This is a genomic window from Pseudomonas sp. WS 5410, from assembly GCF_012985645.1.
Lineage (GTDB): Bacteria > Pseudomonadota > Gammaproteobacteria > Pseudomonadales > Pseudomonadaceae > Aquipseudomonas > Aquipseudomonas shahriarae.
The window spans coordinates 104,304-123,690 of the sequence record NZ_JAAQWS010000013.1 but is presented as its reverse complement, the minus strand read 5'-3'; the positions used below and the strand labels follow the sequence as shown (position 1 = coordinate 123,690).

Here is a 19,387-nt window from a genome sequence, read left to right as displayed (position 1 = left end):
TAGAATGGCCGACTTTCCATTGGCCAGGACCTGCAACATGGCACGTAAAGAATTTGCCCACCACGAAGCTGTTTCCGCCCTAGTGCGCGAAGACCAGGGCGGCTATAGCGCCGCCATTGCCGTCAAGGCACTGGACGGCATGAGCGCACCGCGCTTTCACAAGATCCTCGATGGCCAACTGTTCAAGACTGCCGACGACGCCGACGATGCGGCGGCCCAGCAACTGGAGCGCTTGAGCGATATCGACGAAGAGGGCCAACTGGCCTGGGCAACCGCAACAAACTAAAGAACACCACCGACCCAACGGTGGGCGCGGGGTTTGTGTGGGAGCGGGCTTGCTCGCGAAAGCGGTGGATCAGTTCCAAATTGGCTGGCTGACACGACGCTTTCGCGAGCAAGCCCGCTCCCACACAAGCCGCTCCCACATTTTTAATTGCATTCGATCCAATCAGGGTTTGTTAGCCCCTGGGCGGTACATCTTGAACAGCGCTTCCGGCCCCAGCTGGAAATAATCCGCCGGGCCGCCGCCCCGCAGAATCGGCTCGGCCGCCGCAGTGTCGTACACCCCATCCTTGAGCAACCATTTGGCGATATGCACCGCGACCACTTCGCCAAGCACCAGCCAACTGGGCACCAGTTCCTTGTCGGCCCGTTGCAGCTGAATGATCTGCGTGACCTTGCACTCGAACGACACCGGGCTTTCGCCGACCCGCGGCACAGCGATCACTTTGGAGGCCACTGGCGTCAGCCCGGCCAATTCAAACTCGTTGACCTCTGGTGACACGGCGGCGCAGCTCTGGTTCATCTGCTCGGCCAGCGGGCGCGTGGCCAGGTTCCAGACAAATTCGCCGGTCTGTTCGATGTTATTCAGGCTGTCTTTACGCCCGACACTGGAAAAACCAATGATCGGCGGGATGTAGTTGAAGGCATTGAAAAAACTGTAGGGCGCCAGGTTCAGGCGGCCTTCGCGGTCCTGGGACGAAATCCAGCCAATCGGGCGTGGGCCGACGATGGCGTTGAACGGGTCATGGGGCAGGCCGTGGCCGTTGGCGGGTTCGTAGAAATGGATATCGTCAGGCATGGACGGGGGTTCCTGCTGCGGGGAAAAGCGCAATAGTGCAGGCCCAAGGGCAGGATTTCCATCGGATTGGTGGTGCCGCATGGAGTTTTCCTCCAGCAACCACCTGTTTTTTACCGCCCTGCGGCCAGTCTGCACGCCCGGTCGATGATCCTGCTCGTCTGGTTGCTGGTGATGATCGCCGGTGCCCGGTAGGTACGGCGCAGGGACAGCCGTCCGCCACTGGCAGGGCTGTCGTGACGGGATGAAAAAAGGGGCCATATCATTTGCATGACATGGCCCCTTTTCTACACCTGGCGAACCCTTAGTCCGTGGTGATCCGCGAATGCTTGCGGGTGTCTTTCATGGTGATGTAGACCAGCAGCGACACGGCAATACACGCGGTGACGTACCAGTAGTAGCCGGTTTCCATGCCGATGCTCTTGAACCACAGGGCGATGTATTCAGCGGTACCGCCGAAGATCGACACGGTCAGTGCGTAAGGCAGGCCGACGCCCAGTGCACGGATTTCGGTAGGGAACAGCTCGGCCTTCACCACGGCGTTGATCGAGGTGTAGCCGCTGACGATGATCAGCGCCGCCATGATCAGGAAGAACGCGCCCCACCAGGTCTGGACGGTGTGCAGAGTGGTGAGGATCGGCACGGTGAACAGGGTGCCGAGGATGCCGAAGGCGATCAGGATCGGCCGGCGACCGACCTTGTCCGACAGGCCGCCGACAATCGGTTGCAGGCACATGAACAGGAACAGCGTGGCCGCAGAAATGGTGGTGGAGTCGGAAATGCTCATGCCGACAGTGTTCACCAGGTACTTCTGCATGTAGGTGGTGTAGGTGTAGAAGGCCAGGGTGCCGCCCATGGTCAGGCCGACCACGGTCATCAGTTCCTTGGGGTGGCGCATCAAGGTGCGCATTGCGCTTTCCTTGGCTTTTTCCTTCTTGGTGAACGACTCGGTTTCTTCCATGCCGCGTCGCAGGTACAGGGCTACGACTGCGCACAGTGCGCCGATGGCAAACGGGATACGCCAGCCCCAGGCATACAGCTCTTCGGTGGTGAGGATCTGTTGCAGCACGATCAGCACCGCCAGCGCGATGAGCTGGCCGGAGATCAGGGTCACGTACTGGAAGCTGGAGAAGAAGCCGCGACGTTCCTTGGTCGCCATTTCACTCAGGTAGGTGGCCGAGGTGCCGTATTCGCCACCGACCGACAGGCCTTGCAGCAAGCGGGCGAACACCAGCAGGATCGGCGCGCCGACACCGATGGTTTCATAACCGGGGCTCAGGGCGATGATCAGCGAGCCGAAGCACATCAGCAGCACCGACGCCATCAACGCGGCTTTACGGCCTGCGCGGTCGGCGTAGAGGCCCATCAGCCAGCCGCCAATCGGGCGCATCAAAAAGCCCACGGCGAAGATCGCGGCGGTGTTGAGCAGTTGGGCGGTGGTGTCGCCTTTAGGGAAGAAGGCCTTGGCGAAGTACAGCGAGAAAGCAGCGTAGACGTACCAGTCGTACCACTCGACCATATTGCCGACCGATCCGCTGAAGATCGACTTGATGCGGCTGGAGGTGGTGCGTGCTTGCGCCGGCGCAGCCGCCGACCCCAGAGGCAGGGAATTGGAGTTATCCATTGAAGGATCCTTCATGTCATTGTTTTTGTGGAGCGCGCGTCAGCGCAGCCTGGTTGGACCTATAGCAGGAGCTGTGCCAAGCAGGTGAGGGCCCGATCTAGAAGGGTTGGGGGATTTTTTTGAGCGGAAAGTCGCTGATGATTTTTTGTCGATGAGCGGAAATCCGCTTATGGCGGCCGTCCTCATCGCAGGCAAGCCAGCTCCCACATTCTGATTTGCGAATACATTCAAGTGTGGGAGCTGGCTTGCCTGCGATGAGGCCCTCGGGGGGACCTCAATCCATCGACAGAAACATTTCCCGGGTCAGCCCATGGCGCTGCATCTTCTCATTGAAGGTCCGCCGTGGCAGTTGCAGTTCGGCCAGAACCGCCTTGATATCGCCCTTATGCCGGGTCAGCGCGGCTTTCAGGCAATGGGCCTCGAATGCCTCCTGCTGCGCCGCCAGGGATTGCCCGGCCTCGATACCTTCCGGCTCCGGCTCGCCCAGGCCCAGCACCTGGCGTTCGGCGACGTTGGCCAGTTCGCGCACGTTGCCCGGCCAGTCATGGCTCAGCAACTGCCCCAGTTGCGGCCCGTTGAGGGGCACGCTCTCGCGGCCCAGGCGTTCGGCGGCTATCTGGGTAAAGTGGTCGAACAGCAGTGGGATATCTTCGCGGCGTTCGCGTAACGGTGGCAGGCGCAGTTGTGCCACCGTCAGGCGGTAGGCCAGGTCTTCACGAAAACGCCCGGCGCGGGCTTCGTCCAATAGGTCGGGCTTGGTGGCCGCAATGATGCGCAGGTCGACCTTGATGCTCTGGTTGGAACCCAGACGCTCCAGTTTCTGTTCCTGCAACACCCGCAGCAGCTTCACCTGCTGGGCCAGGGGCATGCTTTCGATCTCGTCGAGAAACAACGTGCCGCCGTTGGCGTACTCCAGCTTGCCGATGCGCTTGCCCTGGGCGCCGGTGAAGGCGCCGCTTTCATGGCCGAACAGTTCGGCTTCAAACAGTTGCTCGGGAATCGCCGCACAGTTGAGCGCGACAAACGGCTTCTTTGCCCGGGGCCCGAAGTCATGCAGGCAACGGGCGACCAGCTCCTTGCCGCTGCCGGTCTCGCCGCGGATCAGCACATTGACCGGCAAACCGGCCAAGTCCAGCACCTGGCGCCGCAGGTTCTGCAGGCTGCGCGACACCCCCAACAGGGTTGACTCCAACTGGGCGCGATGATCGGCCTGTTGGTGCAGGCGGCGGTTTTCCAGGATCAGTCCGCGTTTGTCCAGGGCCCGGCGCAGGCTGGCGAGCAGGGCGTCGGGGCTGAAGGGTTTCTCGAGGAAGTCGTAGGCGCCGTCGCGCATGGCTTCGACGGCCATCGGCACGTCGCCATGGCCGGTCAGCAGGATCACTGGCAAATCGGTATCGCGCCGTTGCACCTCGGCCAGCAGCTCCAGGCCGCTTAGGCCCGGCATGCGCACGTCGCTGAGAATCACCCCGGGGAAATCCCTGGGCAGTTTGGCCAAGCAGTCCTCGGCACGGCTGAACAACTGCACCTCGAACCCGGAGAGGCTCAGCCACTGTTCCACGGCCGTGCGGATACTGGCCTCGTCATCAACCACGATCACCGCGTTCAGCATAGGTCTGGCGCCTCCAGCGCGATGGGCAGGATCAGGGTGAAGACGGCGCCGTCCCCCTGGTTGGCAGCAATCAGGCGCCCCCCCAGTTCATGCACGATAGCGTACGACACCGCCAGCCCAAGTCCGAGCCCGTCCCCCACCGGCTTGGTGGTAAAAAACGGGTCGAAAACATTGTTCAGGTGTTCCTCGGCAATCCCACCGCCGCTGTCGCTGACGCTCAGGTGCCACAGTTGTTGATCAGCATGCAGGCGGATTTCCAGGCGCTTGCGTGGCTTGTTGGCCATGGCGTCCAGGGCATTGCGCAGCAGGTTGATCAGTACTTGTTCCAGGCGAATGGCATCGCCGCGCACCCAGGCCGGGCGGGTCAGGTCGAGCACGGTGCCGATGGCTTCGTCCCGCAGGCGTGCGTCGAGCAACTGCAGGGACTGGTCGACCACGGTCGCCAGGTCCAGGCGTTCGCGCAGGCCACTGGGGCTTTTGCGGGCGAAGGTCTTGAGATGGCCGGTGAGGGCGGCCATGCGGGTGAGCATGTCGTCCAACGGCGTCAGGGCCTGGTAGGCGTCGTCGATACGCCCGTGGTCGAGCAGCAGGCGCAAGGTGGCCAGTTGCATGCGCTGGGCAGTCAGTGGCTGGTTGATTTCATGGGCCAGGGCCGCGGACATCTGTCCCAGCGCCGCCAGCTTGGCCGACTGCACCAGGCCATCCTGGGCGGTGCGCAAGGCCCGGGTGCGTTCTTCCACCAGGCTCTCAAGCTCTGCGCGGCTGCGCTGGCGCAAGCGGGCGAGGCGCCAGCGCTGGCTGAGGAACAGCACCAGGAACACCAGGGTCAACCACAGGCCAGCGGCGGCGAGGCCGGCGTTACGTTGGTCTTCAAAGGCGACCTGGGGTTTGCGCAGCAGGTGCAAGGTCCAGCCTTCGGCTTTGAGAGGCAGGGATTCCCAGATGTAGTTGGCATTGCCTTCGGGCCCGGCGACGCGCATCAAGTGACTGTTTTCGTCAAAGCGCTGCAAAGTCTGGGTGTCCAGGGGCTGCAGTTGTTTTTTATCGTATTGGCGCGTGGCTTTGAGCTCGGCCAGATCGTTGGCCGACAGCGGGCGCAGGTTGCGGTAACGCCATCCGGGTTTATTGGCGATAAACACAATGCCCCGGGCATCGCTGACCAATAGCAGGTCGTCGCCCTGGGCCCATTCGCGCTCCAGTTCCGGGAACTCCAGTTTCACCACCATGGCGCCGAGAAACTGCTCCTGCTCATCCAGCACTGCGCTGGACAGGAAATACCCCGGAATCCCGGTGGTCACCCCCACCGCATAAAAGCGCCCGGTGCCCTGGCTGCGGGTCTGGCTGAAATACGGGCGAAACGCATAGTTGTGGCCGACATAGCTACTGGGCAACCGCCAGTTGCTGGCCGCCACGGCCAGGCCGGTGCGGTCCATCAGCTCCAGGGTCGACGACTGCGCGGCACCGTTGATGCGTTCCAGTTTGTGGTTGAGCACGTCCTGGGTCGCCGGATCCAGCGGGCCTTGCAAGGCGCGGATCATTTCCGAATCCAGGGCCAGTACGGCGGGCAGGGCGCGGTAACGTTCAATCAGGGTGTGCAGGGAGTTGGCATACAGCGCCAGTTGCTGGTTGGCACGGCCGGCATCGTCCACCAGGGACTGGCGTTCAGCCTGGCGCATGGCAAGAGCGGCGGCCAAAACGGCACCGGCGATAATCAGCAGGGAGTAGAAGGTCAGACGCAATGGGCGAGGGATCGCGATCATACGAGAATGAACAGCTGCAGTAGGGGGCGAGCACCATACCATGCAGCAGGACGAGCGCAGTACTTGTGGCGAGCGGGCTTGCCCGCGATTGCATCGACGCGTTCTGCAGCCAGACCGCAGTGCCTGCATCGCGGGCGAGCCCGCTCCCACAAAATCGTCGGTGATAAAAAAGGCGACTGCGGCATGGAGCCACAGTCGCCTTTTATCCTTGCGGGGAGGTGCTTACTGCACCTCTACCGCGAGGCTCTCACTGATCTTTTTCTGCCAGATGGCAGGACCGGTGATGTGTACCGACTCGCCCTTGCTGTCGACGGCAACAGTGACCGGCATGTCCTTGACGTCGAACTCGTAGATCGCTTCCATGCCCAGTTCGGCGAAAGCTACCACGCGCGACTTCTTGATGGCTTGCGCCACCAGGTAAGCAGCGCCGCCGACGGCCATCAGGTACACGGCCTTGTGGTCCTTGATCGCTTCGATGGCGGTCGGGCCGCGCTCGGATTTGCCGATCATGCCCAGCAGGCCGGTTTGTTCGAGGATCTGGCGGGTGAACTTGTCCATCCGCGTGGCGGTGGTCGGGCCAGCCGGGCCAACCACTTCTTCGCGCACCGGATCTACCGGGCCGACGTAGTAGATAAAGCGACCCTTGAGGTCCACCGGCAGGGTTTCGCCCTTGTTCAGCATCTCGACCATGCGCTTGTGCGCCGCGTCGCGACCGGTGAGCATCTTGCCGTTGAGCAGTACGGTTTCGCCCGGCTTCCAGCTTTGCACGTCTTCCGGGGTCAGGGTGTCGAGGTTGACGCGACGGGCCGACGGGCCGGCTTCCCAGACGATTTCCGGGTACGCGTCCAGCGGTGGCGCTTCCAGGGAGGCCGGGCCGGAACCGTCGAGCACGAAGTGCGCGTGACGGGTGGCGGCGCAGTTGGGGATCATGCACACCGGCAACGAGGCGGCGTGGGTCGGGTAGTCCATGATCTTCACGTCGAGCACGGTGGTCAGGCCACCCAGGCCCTGGGCGCCGATCCCCAGTTGGTTGACCTTCTCGAACAGCTCCAGGCGCATCTCTTCGATACGGTTGGACGGGCCGCGCTTTTTCAGCTCGTGGATGTCGATGGATTCCATCAACACTTCCTTGGCCATCACTGCGGCTTTCTCGGCGGTACCGCCGATGCCGATGCCGAGCATGCCCGGTGGGCACCAGCCGGCGCCCATGGTCGGAACGGTCTTGAGCACCCAGTCGACAATCGAGTCGGACGGGTTGAGCATGGCCATTTTCGACTTGTTCTCGGAACCACCGCCTTTGGCGGCCACGTCCACTTCCACGGTGTTACCCGGGACGATGGAGTAGTGGATCACTGCCGGAGTGTTGTCCTTGGTGTTTTTGCGCGCACCGGCCGGGTCGGCGAGGATCGAGGCGCGCAGGACGTTTTCCGGCAGGTTGTAGGCGCGACGCACGCCTTCGTTGATCATGTCGTCCAGGCCCATGGTGGCGCCATCCCAACGCACATCCATGCCCACGCGTACGAACACGGTGACGATCCCGGTGTCCTGGCAGATTGGGCGGTGGCCGGTGGCACACATGCGCGAGTTGATCAGGATCTGCGCCATGGAGTCACGGGCTGCCGGCGATTCTTCGCGCAGGTAGGCCTCGTGCATCGCCTGGATGAAGTCAACGGGGTGGTAGTAGGAAATGAATTGCAGGGCGTCGGCAACGCTCTGAATCAGGTCGTCTTGCTTGATCACGGTCATGAGTCGCGCTCCTCTATAAGGGAACATTCAATAAAGGTGGCTTCAGATGGGTGCATCGGTCGCTGAAGCCACCTTTTCCAAGGCACGCCGGGTAGTGCTGGCGCGACGCTAAAAAGGCGCGGCAGTATAACCCGGCGCGATGGCCGATACACCCGACGATGGTCAAACGCTGCCGACCACCCTCCTGGAGGAGCCGACTCCTACAAAAAGCAGTTACAGTGATCGCACATTTTGATGTGAGGCCTTTCATGCCTGAACTGCACGTCGGCGAACGCCGCTGGTCGGTCTCCACCGGCAGCAATCTGTTGGATGCCTTGAACCAGGCCGGTGTGGCTGTGCCCTACAGTTGTCGCGCGGGCAGTTGCCATGCGTGTTTGGTGCGCTGCCAGGGCGAGGTTGATGACAAGCAGCCCGATGCCCTGAACCCGGCACAACGCCAGGACGGTTGGCGTCTGGCCTGCCAGTGCCAGGTCGTGGGCGATGTTCAGGTCGAGACCTTTGACCCCTTGCGCGACGGCGCGGCGGCAACGGTGCTGAGCGCCGATTGGTTGAGCCCGACAGTGTTGCGCCTGCGCCTGCAAGCGGAACGTGGGTTGCGCTACCGGGCCGGCCAGCACCTGGTGTTGTGGGCGGGCACGGTGGCGCGGCCGTATTCCCTGGCCAGCCTGCCCGAGGAAGATCCGTTCCTGGAGTTCCACCTCGATTGCCGCCTGCCCGGCGAATTCAGCGACCTTGCGCGGCAGTTACAGGCCGGCGATCCATTGCGCCTGGGCGAGTTGCGCGGCGGCGCGTTGCACTACGATCCGGACTGGCAATCCCGGCCGCTGTGGCTGCTGGCATCCGGCACTGGAATGGGCCCGTTGTGGGGCGTGTTGCGTGAGGCGTTGCGCCAGGATCACCAGGGCGCCATTCGCGTGATTCACCTGGCCCATGATGCCGACAGCCATTATCTGGCCGAGCCCCTGAGGCAACTGGCCGCGAGCCATCCCAGCCTCAGTGTGGAGCTGTGGACGGCGGCGCAGTTGACCGAGGCTTTGGCGCAACTGCGGCTTGTTTCCCGGCAAACCCTGGCCTTACTCTGCGGGCACCCCTGCAGTGTCGAGGCCTTTTCCAAGCGCCTGTTCCTGGCTGGCTTGCCGCGCAATCAACTGCTGGCCGATGTGTTCCTGCCCCGTGGTTGAGCGCTGATGTCTATCTGCGAGACTCACCATGACCGACGCCATCCTGCTGCACCGTGACCGTGGGCTGCTGATCCTGCAACTCAATCGCCCCGACAAGAAAAATGCCCTGACCCGCGCCATGTACAGCCAATTGGCGGCGGCGCTGGAGCAGGCCGATGCCGACACGACGGTCAATGCCGTGCTGATCCAGGGCAGCAGCGACTGCTTTACCGCCGGCAACGACATCGGCGACTTCCTTGAGCAGCCGCCCACAGACCTGGACAGCCCACCCTTTCATTTCATGCAAAGCCTGCTCAACTGCCGCAAACCGGTGATTGCCGGCGTGGCCGGGGCGGCGGTGGGCATTGGCACCACGCTGCTGCTGCATTGCGACCTGGTGTATGTCAGTCGCGATGCCCGGTTGCGCATGCCATTCGTCAACCTGGGGCTGTGCCCTGAGTTTGGCTCCAGCCTGATCCTGCCGCGCTTGCTGGGGCACGCGAAAGCCGCCGAGTTGCTGCTGCTGGGCGAAGGGTTCAGTGGAGAGCAGGCTGCGCAGTGGGGGATCGCCACCGAAGCGTTGGGCAGCGGCGAAGCGGCCCTGGCCAAGGCGCGGGAAGTCGGCGGGCGCTTTGAGACCCTGGCGCCGGGGGCGGTGCAGGTGACCAAGCAATTGATGAAGAGCGTCGACCGCGAGCAATTGCGCCAGGTGATCGAGGAGGAGGGTGCATTGTTTACCCAGCGTCTGAGGTCGCCGGAGGCGATTGCGGCGTTGTCGGGGTTTATTGCCCGGCGCTGAAATCCAAGTGGTTGGACTGGCGTTATCGCGGGCAAGCCCGCTCTCACACTTGAAATGCGCTCCAATGTGGGAGCGGGCTTGCCCGCGATAACGCCAGCCCAGTCACCACATCACCATGACTTGAAATGCAAAAGGCCCTGTCACTCACGTGCCAGGGCCTTTGCTTTTCAGCGGGTCACTCAGACCATTGGATCGCCAACGTGCAGGATCTTCATGCCGTTGGTGCCACCGATGGTGTGGTAGCTGTCGCCCTTGGTCAGGATCACCCAATCGCCTTTCTCGACTACGCCACGCTTGAGCAGTTCGTCGATGGCAGCCTGGCTGACTTGCTCAGGCGGCAGCGACGCCGGGTCGAACGGTACGGTGTAGACGCCACGGAACATGGCCGCACGGGCCTGGGTTTCGCGGTGCGGGGAGAACGCGTAGATCGGGATCGAGGAACGGATACGCGACATGATCAACGGCGTGTAGCCACTTTCGGTCAGGGCGATGATCGCCTTCACACCCGGGAAGTGGTTGGCGGTGTACATGGCGGCCAGGGCGATGCTCTGGTCGCAGCTTTCGAACACTTTGCCGATGCGGTGGCTGGAGGTTTTGCTGGTCGGGTGCTTTTCAGCGCCGACGCAGATACGCGCCATGGCCTGGACTGCTTCCAGCGGGTACGGGCCGGCAGCACTTTCCGCCGAGAGCATCACGGCGTCGGTGTAGTCGAGCACGGCGTTGGCCACGTCGGACACTTCGGCACGGGTCGGCATCGGGTTCTGGATCATCGACTCCATCATCTGGGTCGCGACGATCACCGCTTTATTGTGGCGGCGTGCGTGCAGGATGATTTTCTTCTGGATGCCGATCAGTTCTGCGTCACCGATTTCTACACCGAGGTCGCCACGGGCAACCATCACTGCATCGGACGCCTTGATCAGGCCGTCGAGGGTTTCGTCGTCGGCCACGGCTTCGGCGCGCTCGATCTTCGCCACCAGCCAGGCGGTACCGCCGGCTTCGTCGCGCAGTTGGCGGGCGTATTCCATGTCGGCAGCGTCGCGCGGGAAGGATACGGCGAGGTAGTCCACTTCCATTTCGGCGGCGAGCTTGATGTCAGCCTTGTCTTTTTCGGTCAGGGCCGGTGCAGTCAGGCCACCACCGCGACGGTTGATGCCTTTGTGGTCGGACAGCGGGCCGCCGATGATCACGGTGCAGTTGAGCTCGGTGACGGTGGCGGTGTCGACACGCATGACCACGCGGCCATCGTCCAGCAGCAGTTCGTCGCCGACGCCGCAGTCTTTGACCAGGTCCGGGTAGTCGATACCCACGACCTGCTGGTTGCCTTCGGTCAGCGGATGGCTGGTGGAGAAGGTGAATTTGTCACCAATCTTCAGCTCGATGCGCTTGTTGGCGAATTTGGCGATACGGATCTTCGGCCCTTGCAGGTCACCCAGCAGCGCGACGAAGCGGCCATGCTTGGCGGCGAGGTCACGTACCAGCTTGGCGCGAGCCTTGTGCTCGTCCGGGGTGCCGTGGGAGAAGTTCAGACGGGCAACGTCCAGGCCAGCCAGAATCAGCTGTTCGAGGACTTCCGGCGAGTTACTGGCCGGGCCAAGGGTGGCGACGATTTTGGTACGACGGACGGACATGCACGGACTCCTGAGTTCTAGCGCTGGGGAAGGCTACTATGCTCTTTGGCTGTAGTCATTGTTCGTTTGCACTACTTATTGTCGATTCGCTTGTTTTCACTCGATGACGCCAGACGAACAACCTTGAAGATTTTCGCCTAAGGGTCGATACACTGCTCAAGACAGGAGAACACCCATGCGAGTTTTGATCATTGCAGCCCTGGCCGTCAGTGTTGTCGGCTGTACCCGTTGGTCGATGGACCATCATTTGAACAATGCCTACCGGGCCTACAACGTAGGCGACTGCGAACGGGTTACCCTGGAATTGTCCCAGGTCGACCGTCAAAGCCGGTCCCGTCGCTACGTGCAGCCGGAGGTCTCGATGCTGCGTGGGCAGTGCCTGGAACGGCAGAAGTTGTTCGTGGATGCCGTGCAGACCTATCAGTTCATCATCAGCCAATATCCGTCGAGCGAATACGCATTCCGTGCCCGCGCACGCCTGGATACCCTGCAACAACTGGGGCATTACCCGGGTGCAAGTACTGCACGAGCGCGGCCAGCCGCCTTGTGATGGCATTTGTAATTTGATAGCTGGCCTCTTGCCAGAGTTGGGCTATTCTTTGGATGTCTGTTTGTACAACTTTCAATCCAGATAGATGTAGCCCCTGATTCGATGGCGTTAAAGCGACAGGGCAAAGGCTGCTGTTGTAGCGAAGTCCGGGGGAGAGCGGGGTGCTGCTGGCAGCGCTCCGGTCCGAATCACAGGAACGGCCAGAATCATGGCCATTGGACGGCGATCTCATCATGTTTACCGACCGAAGGATTGAGCGACACCAGTTGCCCTGTTTTTTACAGGTGTTCAACCGCCACACGGATAAACCCATCGGTTACTTGGGTAACATCTCCAGCGAGGGGCTGATGTTGGTCAGCCGATTACCCATGATGGTCAACGCGGATTTTGAGCTGCGCTTGAAGATCCCCGGACCTGAGGGGGATGTGCATGCCATTGACTTCACTGCTACCTGCCTGTGGAGCCGTGAGGATATCAATCCCCAGCATTACGATTCGGGGTTCACCCTGCTGCAGGCCCCCGACGAGTACGGGCAATTGATTGCTGCGCTGTTGCAGTACTTCAGCTTTGATCCCTTGCAGGCTTCGGCCTAGCGTCATACGCCATTCATAGCACGCCGGCCTTTTTCCAGCCCAGGTAACGGGTTACCAGGTCTGCGCCGAGGTCCGAGGGTCGGGCGTCCAATACCGCCAGGCCCTGCGCCTTCATGCGGTCATGCAATTCTTCCCGGGCATTGAGGTAGTCGACGCTGCCACAGTAGGCCAGCGCTTCCGGCAAGGTTTGCACAGGCGCCTGGCGCACTTGATCCAGCACTTCTTCGCGCAGGCTCGCGACCAATACCCGGTGCTGGCGGCTGATGCGCTTGACGGCGGTCAGCAGATCCTCATCGTCCTCATCACGCAGGTTGGTCACGATAATCACCAACGCCCGGCGTTTCTGGCGGGCCAGCAGTTGGTTGGCCGCAGCCTGGTAGTCGGCCGCGCGCCGGGTGGTGTCCAAGTCGTATACCGCGTTGAGCAACTGGTTCAACTGGCCGCAGCCCTTGACGGGTGCCAGGTAGCGCGGCTGGTCGCAGGCGAAGGTACACAAGCCCACGGCATCGCCCTGGCGCAGGGCCACATAGCTGAGCAGCAGGCACGCGTTGAGAGCGTGGTCGAAATGCGCCAGCTCGTTGTCCTGGCTGCGCATCCGCCGGCCGCAGTCGAGCATGAACACAATCTGCTGGTCGCGCTCATCCTGATATTCCCGGGCAATCGGCGTGCGTTGCCGGGCCGTGGCCTTCCAGTCGATCTGGCGCAGGCTGTCACCCTCGCGAAATTCCCGCAACTGGTGAAACTCCAGGCCCAGGCCGCGACGCTGGCGCTGGCGTACACCCAGTTGGCTGAGCCAGTTGTCTACCGCCAGTAATTGCGCGCCGTACAGGCGGGCAAAATCCGGATAGACCCGGGTGGCGTCCTTGACCGGCACCTGGCGCTTGGCAGTCCACAGCCTCAGGAGGCTGGGGAGGTGTACCTCACAGCGCTCAAAACTGAAATGCCCACGGCTCAAGGGGCGCAGGCGGTAGCCCAGTTCGCTCTGTTCCCCGGGGCGCAGGGCGATGGACTGGGGCAGGTTTTGCACGCTCAAACCATCCGGTACGTGATCAAACACCTCCAGGACCAACGGCTGTGGATAGTCATGTTCCAGGGTGATCCGCACCTCGCTCCAACGCCCCAGCGCCAGGCTGCCGGGCATCTGCCGGCGCAGGCGTGGCGAGGGGCGGCGTTTCAGCCGGCCAGCATCGAGCAAGGCCAGCAAGAGCAGCGCCAGGAGCAGGCCCCAGGCGATGGAATGCAGGGCGGCCGGCACGTTGAGTTGCAGGGCCACGGCCGTCCCGAGGGCGATGTTCAGGCCCAGCAACACGGCTAGCCAGGCCAGCAACAGGCGAGTCGGTCTCATGGGCATGTCACTGGCGTGGTGCCGGCACTTGGTCGAGCAACTGGGTCAGCACCTGATCCACCTCCAGGCCTTCGATATCCAGCTCCGGGGCGATGCGTACCCGATGGCGCAACACTGCCAGCGCACAGCTCTTGATGTCGTCCGGCGTGACGAACTCGCCACCTCGCAGCAGGGCGCGAGCACGGGCACCCCGCACCAGGGCGATGGACGCACGCGGGCCCGCGCCCAGGGCCAGACCGGGCCAGGTGCGGGTGGTACGAGCCAGGCGCACGGCGTAGTCGAGTACCTGTTCATCCAGGGCCAGCTCACTGGCGACCTGCTGCAACAGCAACACGTCAGCGGCTTGCAGCACGGTGCGCAGTGGTTGCACGTCGAGCATGTCGGCGCGCGATGAACGGGTCACTTCACGCACCATATCCACCTCTTGCTGCGCCTCGGGGTAGTCCATGCGCACCTTGAGCATGAACCTGTCGAGTTCGGCCTCCGGTAGTGGATAAGTGCCTTCCTGTTCGATGGGGTTCTGGGTGGCCAGCACCATAAAGGGCTGGCCGATAGGCAGGGCTTCGCCTTCGAGGGTGACCTGGCGTTCCTGCATGGCTTCGAGCAGGGCGGCCTGGGTTTTTGCCGGGGCCCGGTTGATCTCGTCCGCCAGCAGCAAGTGGGTGAACAACGGCCCCTTGCGCAGTTTGAACTGCTCGGTGTGCAGGTCGTACACGGCATGCCCGGTTACATCACTGGGCATCAGGTCCGGGGTGAACTGGATACGCGCGAAGTCGCCGTCAAAGCAGCGGGCCAGGGCCCGTACCAGCAAGGTCTTGCCCAGGCCGGGAACCCCTTCGAGCAACACGTGGCCGCCGGCGATCAATGCGGTCAGCACGTCATCAATCACCCCATCCTGGCCAATCACGGCCTTGCGCAACTCGGTGCGCAGCGCCTGGGCCAACTGGGTGGCCCGACCGGTGTCGAGGGTGTTGGGTGAATCCACTGGAGAGTCGCTCATAGGGCATTCCTGAGGGTTTGCAGGCAGGCCACCTGGCGGCTGAAGTCGGCGCTGGAAAGCCGCTTTGCCGGGAGTGGGCCCAGGGCCTGGCTGATAATGGATGGCGGTTGGCGAGTCAGGCGTTCAAGGGCTTGCCATTGCCCGGCAGTGTCCAACTGTTCGAAGCCGGGGTGGCGGCGGCGGGCGGTGCGCAGGATGTCCCGCTGCAGGGCGTGCAACAGGCTGTTTTGCCCACTGCGGCGCAGCAGGAAATCGGCACTGGCATTCAAGTGCTCCAGCAGTTGCCGGCGCGCCTTGGGCGCGGGTGCCTGGATGGGCCCCTGGCGTATGCCGGCGCGCCACAACCCCAGCACAATCAAGGCGGCGAGTGCCAACAGGGCCTGGGGGAAGTAACGCAGCAACAGGCTGAACAGGTTCTCGACATCCGTGTTGGACAGTAGGGTGACATTGCTGCCCTGGGTCAGGTACCAGAGCAGCCAGGCATTATCGTGCAGGCCTATATCCGGGGTTTTCCACAGTTCGCTGTCGGTGATCACTGTCACACGGCCCTGCCCGAGATCGAGTTGCATCAAGTGGCTGGACTTGGCGCTGTTGGCCGAAAACTGGGCCAGGTGCCTGGGGTCGATCAAGGTGAAGTCGGTGTCGAAACTGAAGAAGGCCGGTGCGGTTTCATTATCGACATACAGGCGTGTCAGGTCCGGTTTCTTGCCCTTGCGAGGTGGGGCTGGCTGGTCGAAGTCATCGCTGAAGGCCTGGCGCAACTGCAGGCGATCGAGCAGCAGGTCGCCGCTGTCCTGGGTTTCTTCATCCCATATAGCTTCGGCCACCAGCAGCAGGTGGCCGCCGGCCTGGGTCCACTCCAGCAACTGGTCGACCTGGCGCGGGGTCATGTTGATGCGTTCGCTGAGCAACAGCAGGCTGCCGCCCTTGGCGGGCAGGGTAGCCAGGCGTTCCAGGCTGTTGGCGTGCTCAACGGCTATGCCTTGCTGGCGTAGGAAATGCTCCGCCGCCAGGTAGGGATTAGCCTGGGCTTCGGGTGATGGCCCGCGCTCGACCACTTCCTCGTAGGGGATCGCCTTGTGCCAGGCGTAGAAGCCCCCCGCCGTCAGCAGGCAGGCCAGGATCAGCGCGAGCCAGATCAGTGGCCGGTTCATCCCGTGGCCTCGCTGTCAAACAGCGCGCGCCAGTGGGCGCACAGTTGTTGTTGGGCCAGGGCAGGCGGTACGCGATGGCCATAGGCGAGGTTTTGCCAGTGGCGGGTCAGGTCGTCGCTGAATGCCAGCAATTGCGGCTGTTGCAAGTGACGCACACGCTCCAGGACCTGGCCTTCGGTATCGGCGTTTTTCAGGGGCAGGTTGAAGTCATGCAACAGCCGGCTAAGCAGGCCGCGATAGAGCAGGCCAAGCGCTTCACGGGGCTGGGTGGCCCACAGTTGCTCGGCGGTACCGGCGATGTCATCGGGTAATGTTTCCACGCCCATGTCCAGGCCGAACAGTTGTGACGGCACGGGCTGGTCAACGGTGCGGGGGGCGCGGCGATGGCTGACAAAGGCGTGCAGCCAATCACGATAGCGCCAGGCCACCAAGGCAATGCCGGCGATCAGCAGGCTCCACAACAGCACCTCCATGACCAGGGCCAGGGACTTGAAGGTGTCGCTGTTGAGGTTGTCGAGCAAGGATTTAAGCCAGGCAGGCAACCGGGCATCCCCTGTGGGCTTGGGTTTGTCGATGGTCTGGTCTTCACCGAAACGGTAGCGGGTCACGGATTCCGGATTCTTGAACGGGGGCTCTTCCAGCAGGCGCTTGATCGCCTGGCTGGCGGCTGGCGTACTCAAGGGTTGTGCAGCCACGGGTTGATCGGCCATGGCCTGGGGTGTTGGCGGGAGCAGCAGCAGGCCGACAGCCAGCAGCAGGACGGCCACCGTTGACCCCAGGCGCTGGCGCAGGCGGCGGAACACCAACTCCAGGTCCCAGGCTTCGAGCACGGTACGCCGGTTCAGGTAGAGGCTGAACCCGCAGGCCACATAGATCGGTTCCCAGAGCACCAGGACCAGGGCGTACAAGGCATTGGTCAGGTGTTCCAGCCAGAGCCAGTCCGGGCTGCTGGCCAGCGCCAGTTGTTGCCAGTCCCAGTCGAGCTCGACCTGTTGTGGCAGGAACAGGTAGAACAGCGCCATCAAGCCAACCCACAGTGCTGTTTCCAGGTGAATACCGATCAGCGTCAGCCAGCGCGCTGCGCCGGCATTGCGCTGTTGCAGCACCCCCAGCCGTTGTTGGCGGGCCAGGCCGCCGAGGCCTTCGAGTTGCACCACGGGCATGACGAAGCTGCGACTGAGGCTCAAGCGCCTCCAGGTCAGGCTGGCCAGCAGTTGACCTTTGAGCAGGCGCGGCCATTGGCGCAGCGCCTGCTTGAGGGTAGGCGTTTCGCCAAACAGTGCTGTGGACAGGATATACAGCGGCAGGCGCTCAAAGGCCGGTTTCAACCACCAGAACACCAGTACAGCAACAGATGGGTAGTCCCACAGCGCAAGGCTGATCAGGATAAAGATCGGCAGGCTGACCAAGGCCCAACTGCTCATCAAGAGCACGCGGTGCTTGCGGGCCAGCAATACCCCCAGGTCCATGGCTTCCCACGTAGTGCGGGGGCGGATTACCACGCTGGCGTCACTCAGGCGCATGACGACCCCTGCCGGCAAACAGCAGATAGGCGAGCACCATCGCCCAGAGCGCGGCGCCCACCAGGTACTTGCCCCAAGGTTCCACGGCGGTGGTGGAGGACCAATAGGCCTCTATAAAGGCCGCGATCAGCAGGAATAAAATCACGCCGCAGATCATTTTCACGCTTTTGCGGGCTGCCAGGCGCAGTGCTTCACCCCGGGGCAATGCTCCCGGCGCGATCAAGGCCCAGCCCAGTTGCAGGCCGGCCGCGCCGGCCAGGGCGATGGCCGTCAGTTCAAAGGCGCCGTGGCCGATGACAAAGGACCAGAAGGTCTGCCCATAGCCGATTTCGGTCAGGTGACCGGCGATGGCGCCGATCATCAGGCCATTGAAAAACAGGAAAAACACGCTGCCCAGGCCAAACAGCAGGCCGCCGGCAAAGGTCTGGAAGGCGATGCCGATGTTATGCATGACGTAGTAGCCGAACATCATCCAGTCTTCGCTCGACGCCCGCGCGGCTGCGCGGCCCAGGCGACTGGCGTCGGGGTCGTACATCTCCTGCATCTCGGACACTTGCGGGGCACTGACAATGGTGTAGATCAGTTCGGGGAACAGGTAGACCAGCAGCGCAATGCCGATCAGGCTGCCAAAGAACAGCAGGCTGGCGACCAGCACGAAGCGCCATTGTTCGCGAACCGTGCGGGGGAAATCCGCCAGCAGGAAGCCCAGCACCTTGGCACCGAGCTGGCTGCGATGGCGATACAACTGTTGATGACCGCGCAAGGCCAACTGTTGCAGCGGGTCTATCAGGTAGCTGCTGTAGCCCCGCTCCTGCGCCAGTGCCAGATGTTGGCACAGGCGTCGGTAATCTTGAGGGAAACGCGTCAGCTCCTCGGCCTTTGCCTTGCCTTGTTCAAGCAGTGCCAACTGGCTGGCAAATGCCTGCCAGTGCGGCTGGTGACGGGTTTCGAACAGGCTTTGCTTCATGTCGGCCCCAGCAGGCCGCGGGCCACGCCATTGAGCTGTTCCACGGCGCGCGCGGGGGAGACTTGCAGGGGCGTGGCCAGAATCGCCGCCAGCTCGTGGGTCCGTTCGGCGGACAGCTCACCCTGGCGCTCGGCAAAACCCAGGATCGCACGTTGCTCGTCCAGCTCAAGGGCAAAGGGCAGGCGCAATGCCGGGGCCTGGGGCAGGTGAGGGCGGGCCAGGGGCTGTTCGCGATAGATCACCAGGGTACCGGCCGCAATGTCGCCCAGGCGTTTGAAGTGGGGATGTTGCAGGCAACTGATGGCCCCGAGGAAATAGCCGAACGGCAACATATCGACAAACCGCAGCAGGTTGCGGATCAGGGATGCGGACCAGCCAATGGGCGTGCCGTCATCCTGTACCACGCGCAGGCCCATGATCTGTTTGCCCGGTGAACTGCCCTGGTTGAGCACTTCGAACAGCACCATGTACCACCAACTGACGAGGAACAGCAGGATCGAGGCCAGGCCGATGCCCAGGTTGCCGAGAAACGCCAGGGCGATGAACAGGACACCGAGGATCAGGCCGCGCAGGCCCAGGTCGAAGCCGAATGCCAGTGCCCGGGGCATCAGCCCGGCGGGGCGCAAGGGCAGGTCGATGCCTTCCGGGGTCTCGATCTGATAGCGGGTGTCCAATGGTGCGGTGGGCATTGCATTCCCTGGCAGTGCGGTGTGGCTGGGCATGGGCAACCTCGTCGGGCAGCCGGCAATTCGAGAGGCCGATGCTAGCAGTGTCGTGGACGGAAGTAACACCTGAAAATGCGCCAAGGTTTCACTGAATGTTTATCCAGTGCACACGGCGCTGGCCCC

At 62.7% G+C, this 19,387-nt stretch carries 17 protein-coding genes; 5 read left to right on the top strand and 12 right to left on the bottom strand.

Annotated features, from left to right (window positions below):
- Positions 1-4: 4 nt before the first annotated feature.
- A complete protein-coding gene (locus HBO24_RS19240; RefSeq protein ID WP_057439394.1) occupies positions 5-286 on the top strand; it encodes a hypothetical protein in 282 nt (93 codons plus the stop codon).
- 162 nt (positions 287-448) lie between these two features.
- Here the strand turns inward: HBO24_RS19240 and HBO24_RS19235 are convergent, their stop codons facing one another.
- The 5 genes from HBO24_RS19235 to HBO24_RS19215 form a co-directional block, all read right to left on the bottom strand.
- A complete protein-coding gene (locus HBO24_RS19235; RefSeq protein ID WP_057439395.1) occupies positions 449-1,081 on the bottom strand; it encodes a flavin reductase family protein in 633 nt (210 codons plus the stop codon).
- 301 nt (positions 1,082-1,382) lie between these two features.
- The gene (locus HBO24_RS19230; RefSeq protein ID WP_057439396.1) at positions 1,383-2,702 is read right to left on the bottom strand and encodes an MFS transporter; all 1,320 of its coding nucleotides are present in this window, start codon (positions 2,700-2,702) and stop codon (positions 1,383-1,385) included.
- A 274-nt stretch (positions 2,703-2,976) separates the two neighbouring features.
- Positions 2,977-4,311, bottom strand: a complete 1,335-nt coding sequence (locus tag HBO24_RS19225; protein WP_170060112.1) for a sigma-54 dependent transcriptional regulator — start codon at positions 4,309-4,311, stop codon at positions 2,977-2,979.
- Positions 4,305-6,071, bottom strand: coding sequence for an ATP-binding protein (locus HBO24_RS19220; protein ID WP_057958664.1), 1,767 nt, complete (start codon positions 6,069-6,071; stop codon positions 4,305-4,307). Before HBO24_RS19220 ends, HBO24_RS19225 begins: the two co-directional genes overlap by 7 nt.
- Positions 6,072-6,293: 222 nt before the next feature.
- A complete protein-coding gene (locus HBO24_RS19215; protein WP_057960547.1) occupies positions 6,294-7,817 on the bottom strand; it encodes a fumarate hydratase in 1,524 nt (507 codons plus the stop codon).
- 248 nt (positions 7,818-8,065) lie between these two features.
- Here HBO24_RS19215 and HBO24_RS19210 point away from each other — a divergent pair, with 248 nt between their 5' ends.
- Complete coding sequence (locus HBO24_RS19210; protein WP_170060111.1) at positions 8,066-8,998, top strand: iron-sulfur-binding ferredoxin reductase; 933 nt, start codon at positions 8,066-8,068, stop codon at positions 8,996-8,998.
- 28 nt (positions 8,999-9,026) lie between these two features.
- Positions 9,027-9,776, top strand: a complete 750-nt coding sequence (locus tag HBO24_RS19205) for an enoyl-CoA hydratase (protein WP_057960545.1) — start codon at positions 9,027-9,029, stop codon at positions 9,774-9,776.
- Between the two features lie 179 nt (positions 9,777-9,955).
- Here the strand turns inward: HBO24_RS19205 and pyk are convergent, their stop codons facing one another.
- The gene (gene pyk / locus HBO24_RS19200; protein WP_029295454.1) at positions 9,956-11,407 is read right to left on the bottom strand and encodes a pyruvate kinase; all 1,452 of its coding nucleotides are present in this window, start codon (positions 11,405-11,407) and stop codon (positions 9,956-9,958) included.
- Between the two features lie 175 nt (positions 11,408-11,582).
- Here pyk and HBO24_RS19195 point away from each other — a divergent pair, with 175 nt between their 5' ends.
- A complete protein-coding gene (locus tag HBO24_RS19195; RefSeq protein WP_057440129.1) occupies positions 11,583-11,957 on the top strand; it encodes a hypothetical protein in 375 nt (124 codons plus the stop codon).
- A gap of 233 nt (positions 11,958-12,190) precedes the next feature.
- Positions 12,191-12,550 carry a PilZ domain-containing protein gene (locus HBO24_RS19190; protein ID WP_057960549.1) on the top strand — a complete coding sequence of 120 codons (360 nt, stop codon included), beginning with the start codon at positions 12,191-12,193 and terminating at the stop codon, positions 12,548-12,550.
- A 13-nt stretch (positions 12,551-12,563) separates the two neighbouring features.
- On the opposite strand, the gene HBO24_RS19185 is transcribed toward HBO24_RS19190, so the two are convergent.
- Genes HBO24_RS19185 through HBO24_RS19160 form a run of 6 tightly spaced genes read right to left on the bottom strand, consistent with a single transcriptional unit; the run spans position 12,564 to position 19,228 of the window.
- Positions 12,564-13,895 (bottom strand): DUF58 domain-containing protein, encoded by a 1,332-nt coding sequence (locus tag HBO24_RS19185; protein WP_170060110.1) that lies wholly within the window; start codon positions 13,893-13,895, stop codon positions 12,564-12,566.
- Between the two features lie 7 nt (positions 13,896-13,902).
- A complete protein-coding gene (locus HBO24_RS19180) occupies positions 13,903-14,895 on the bottom strand; it encodes a MoxR family ATPase (RefSeq protein ID WP_115128840.1) in 993 nt (330 codons plus the stop codon).
- Positions 14,892-16,049: a DUF4350 domain-containing protein gene (locus HBO24_RS19175; protein ID WP_170060109.1), complete on the bottom strand. Its 1,158-nt coding sequence runs from the start codon at positions 16,047-16,049 to the stop codon at positions 14,892-14,894. Before HBO24_RS19175 ends, HBO24_RS19180 begins: the two co-directional genes overlap by 4 nt.
- Positions 16,046-17,572 carry a DUF4129 domain-containing protein gene (locus tag HBO24_RS19170; RefSeq protein ID WP_170060108.1) on the bottom strand — a complete coding sequence of 509 codons (1,527 nt, stop codon included), beginning with the start codon at positions 17,570-17,572 and terminating at the stop codon, positions 16,046-16,048. Before HBO24_RS19170 ends, HBO24_RS19175 begins: the two co-directional genes overlap by 4 nt.
- The gene (locus HBO24_RS19165; protein ID WP_169959670.1) at positions 17,559-18,539 is read right to left on the bottom strand and encodes a stage II sporulation protein M; all 981 of its coding nucleotides are present in this window, start codon (positions 18,537-18,539) and stop codon (positions 17,559-17,561) included. The genes HBO24_RS19170 and HBO24_RS19165 overlap by 14 nt, the downstream gene beginning before the upstream one ends.
- Positions 18,536-19,228, bottom strand: a complete 693-nt coding sequence (locus tag HBO24_RS19160) for an RDD family protein (protein WP_169959841.1) — start codon at positions 19,226-19,228, stop codon at positions 18,536-18,538. Before HBO24_RS19160 ends, HBO24_RS19165 begins: the two co-directional genes overlap by 4 nt.
- Positions 19,229-19,387 lie beyond the last annotated feature (159 nt).

Excerpts from the sequence above, each read along its gene's own strand:
- HBO24_RS19240 (WP_057439394.1), top strand. The coding sequence starts at position 5 with ATGGCCGACTTTCCATTGGCCAGGACCTGCAACATGGCACGTAAAGAA.
- HBO24_RS19235 (WP_057439395.1), bottom strand. The coding sequence starts at position 1,081 with ATGCCTGACGATATCCATTTCTACGAACCCGCCAACGGCCACGGCCTG.
- HBO24_RS19230 (WP_057439396.1), bottom strand. The coding sequence starts at position 2,702 with ATGGATAACTCCAATTCCCTGCCTCTGGGGTCGGCGGCTGCGCCGGCG.
- HBO24_RS19225 (WP_170060112.1), bottom strand. The coding sequence starts at position 4,311 with ATGCTGAACGCGGTGATCGTGGTTGATGACGAGGCCAGTATCCGCACG.
- HBO24_RS19220 (WP_057958664.1), bottom strand. The coding sequence starts at position 6,071 with ATGATCGCGATCCCTCGCCCATTGCGTCTGACCTTCTACTCCCTGCTG.
- HBO24_RS19215 (WP_057960547.1), bottom strand. The coding sequence starts at position 7,817 with ATGACCGTGATCAAGCAAGACGACCTGATTCAGAGCGTTGCCGACGCC.
- HBO24_RS19210 (WP_170060111.1), top strand. The coding sequence starts at position 8,066 with ATGCCTGAACTGCACGTCGGCGAACGCCGCTGGTCGGTCTCCACCGGC.
- HBO24_RS19205 (WP_057960545.1), top strand. The coding sequence starts at position 9,027 with ATGACCGACGCCATCCTGCTGCACCGTGACCGTGGGCTGCTGATCCTG.
- pyk (WP_029295454.1), bottom strand. The coding sequence starts at position 11,407 with ATGTCCGTCCGTCGTACCAAAATCGTCGCCACCCTTGGCCCGGCCAGT.
- HBO24_RS19195 (WP_057440129.1), top strand. The coding sequence starts at position 11,583 with ATGCGAGTTTTGATCATTGCAGCCCTGGCCGTCAGTGTTGTCGGCTGT.
- HBO24_RS19190 (WP_057960549.1), top strand. The coding sequence starts at position 12,191 with ATGTTTACCGACCGAAGGATTGAGCGACACCAGTTGCCCTGTTTTTTA.
- HBO24_RS19185 (WP_170060110.1), bottom strand. The coding sequence starts at position 13,895 with ATGAGACCGACTCGCCTGTTGCTGGCCTGGCTAGCCGTGTTGCTGGGC.
- HBO24_RS19180 (WP_115128840.1), bottom strand. The coding sequence starts at position 14,895 with ATGAGCGACTCTCCAGTGGATTCACCCAACACCCTCGACACCGGTCGG.
- HBO24_RS19175 (WP_170060109.1), bottom strand. The coding sequence starts at position 16,049 with ATGAACCGGCCACTGATCTGGCTCGCGCTGATCCTGGCCTGCCTGCTG.
- HBO24_RS19170 (WP_170060108.1), bottom strand. The coding sequence starts at position 17,572 with ATGCGCCTGAGTGACGCCAGCGTGGTAATCCGCCCCCGCACTACGTGG.
- HBO24_RS19165 (WP_169959670.1), bottom strand. The coding sequence starts at position 18,539 with ATGAAGCAAAGCCTGTTCGAAACCCGTCACCAGCCGCACTGGCAGGCA.
- HBO24_RS19160 (WP_169959841.1), bottom strand. The coding sequence starts at position 19,228 with ATGCCCACCGCACCATTGGACACCCGCTATCAGATCGAGACCCCGGAA.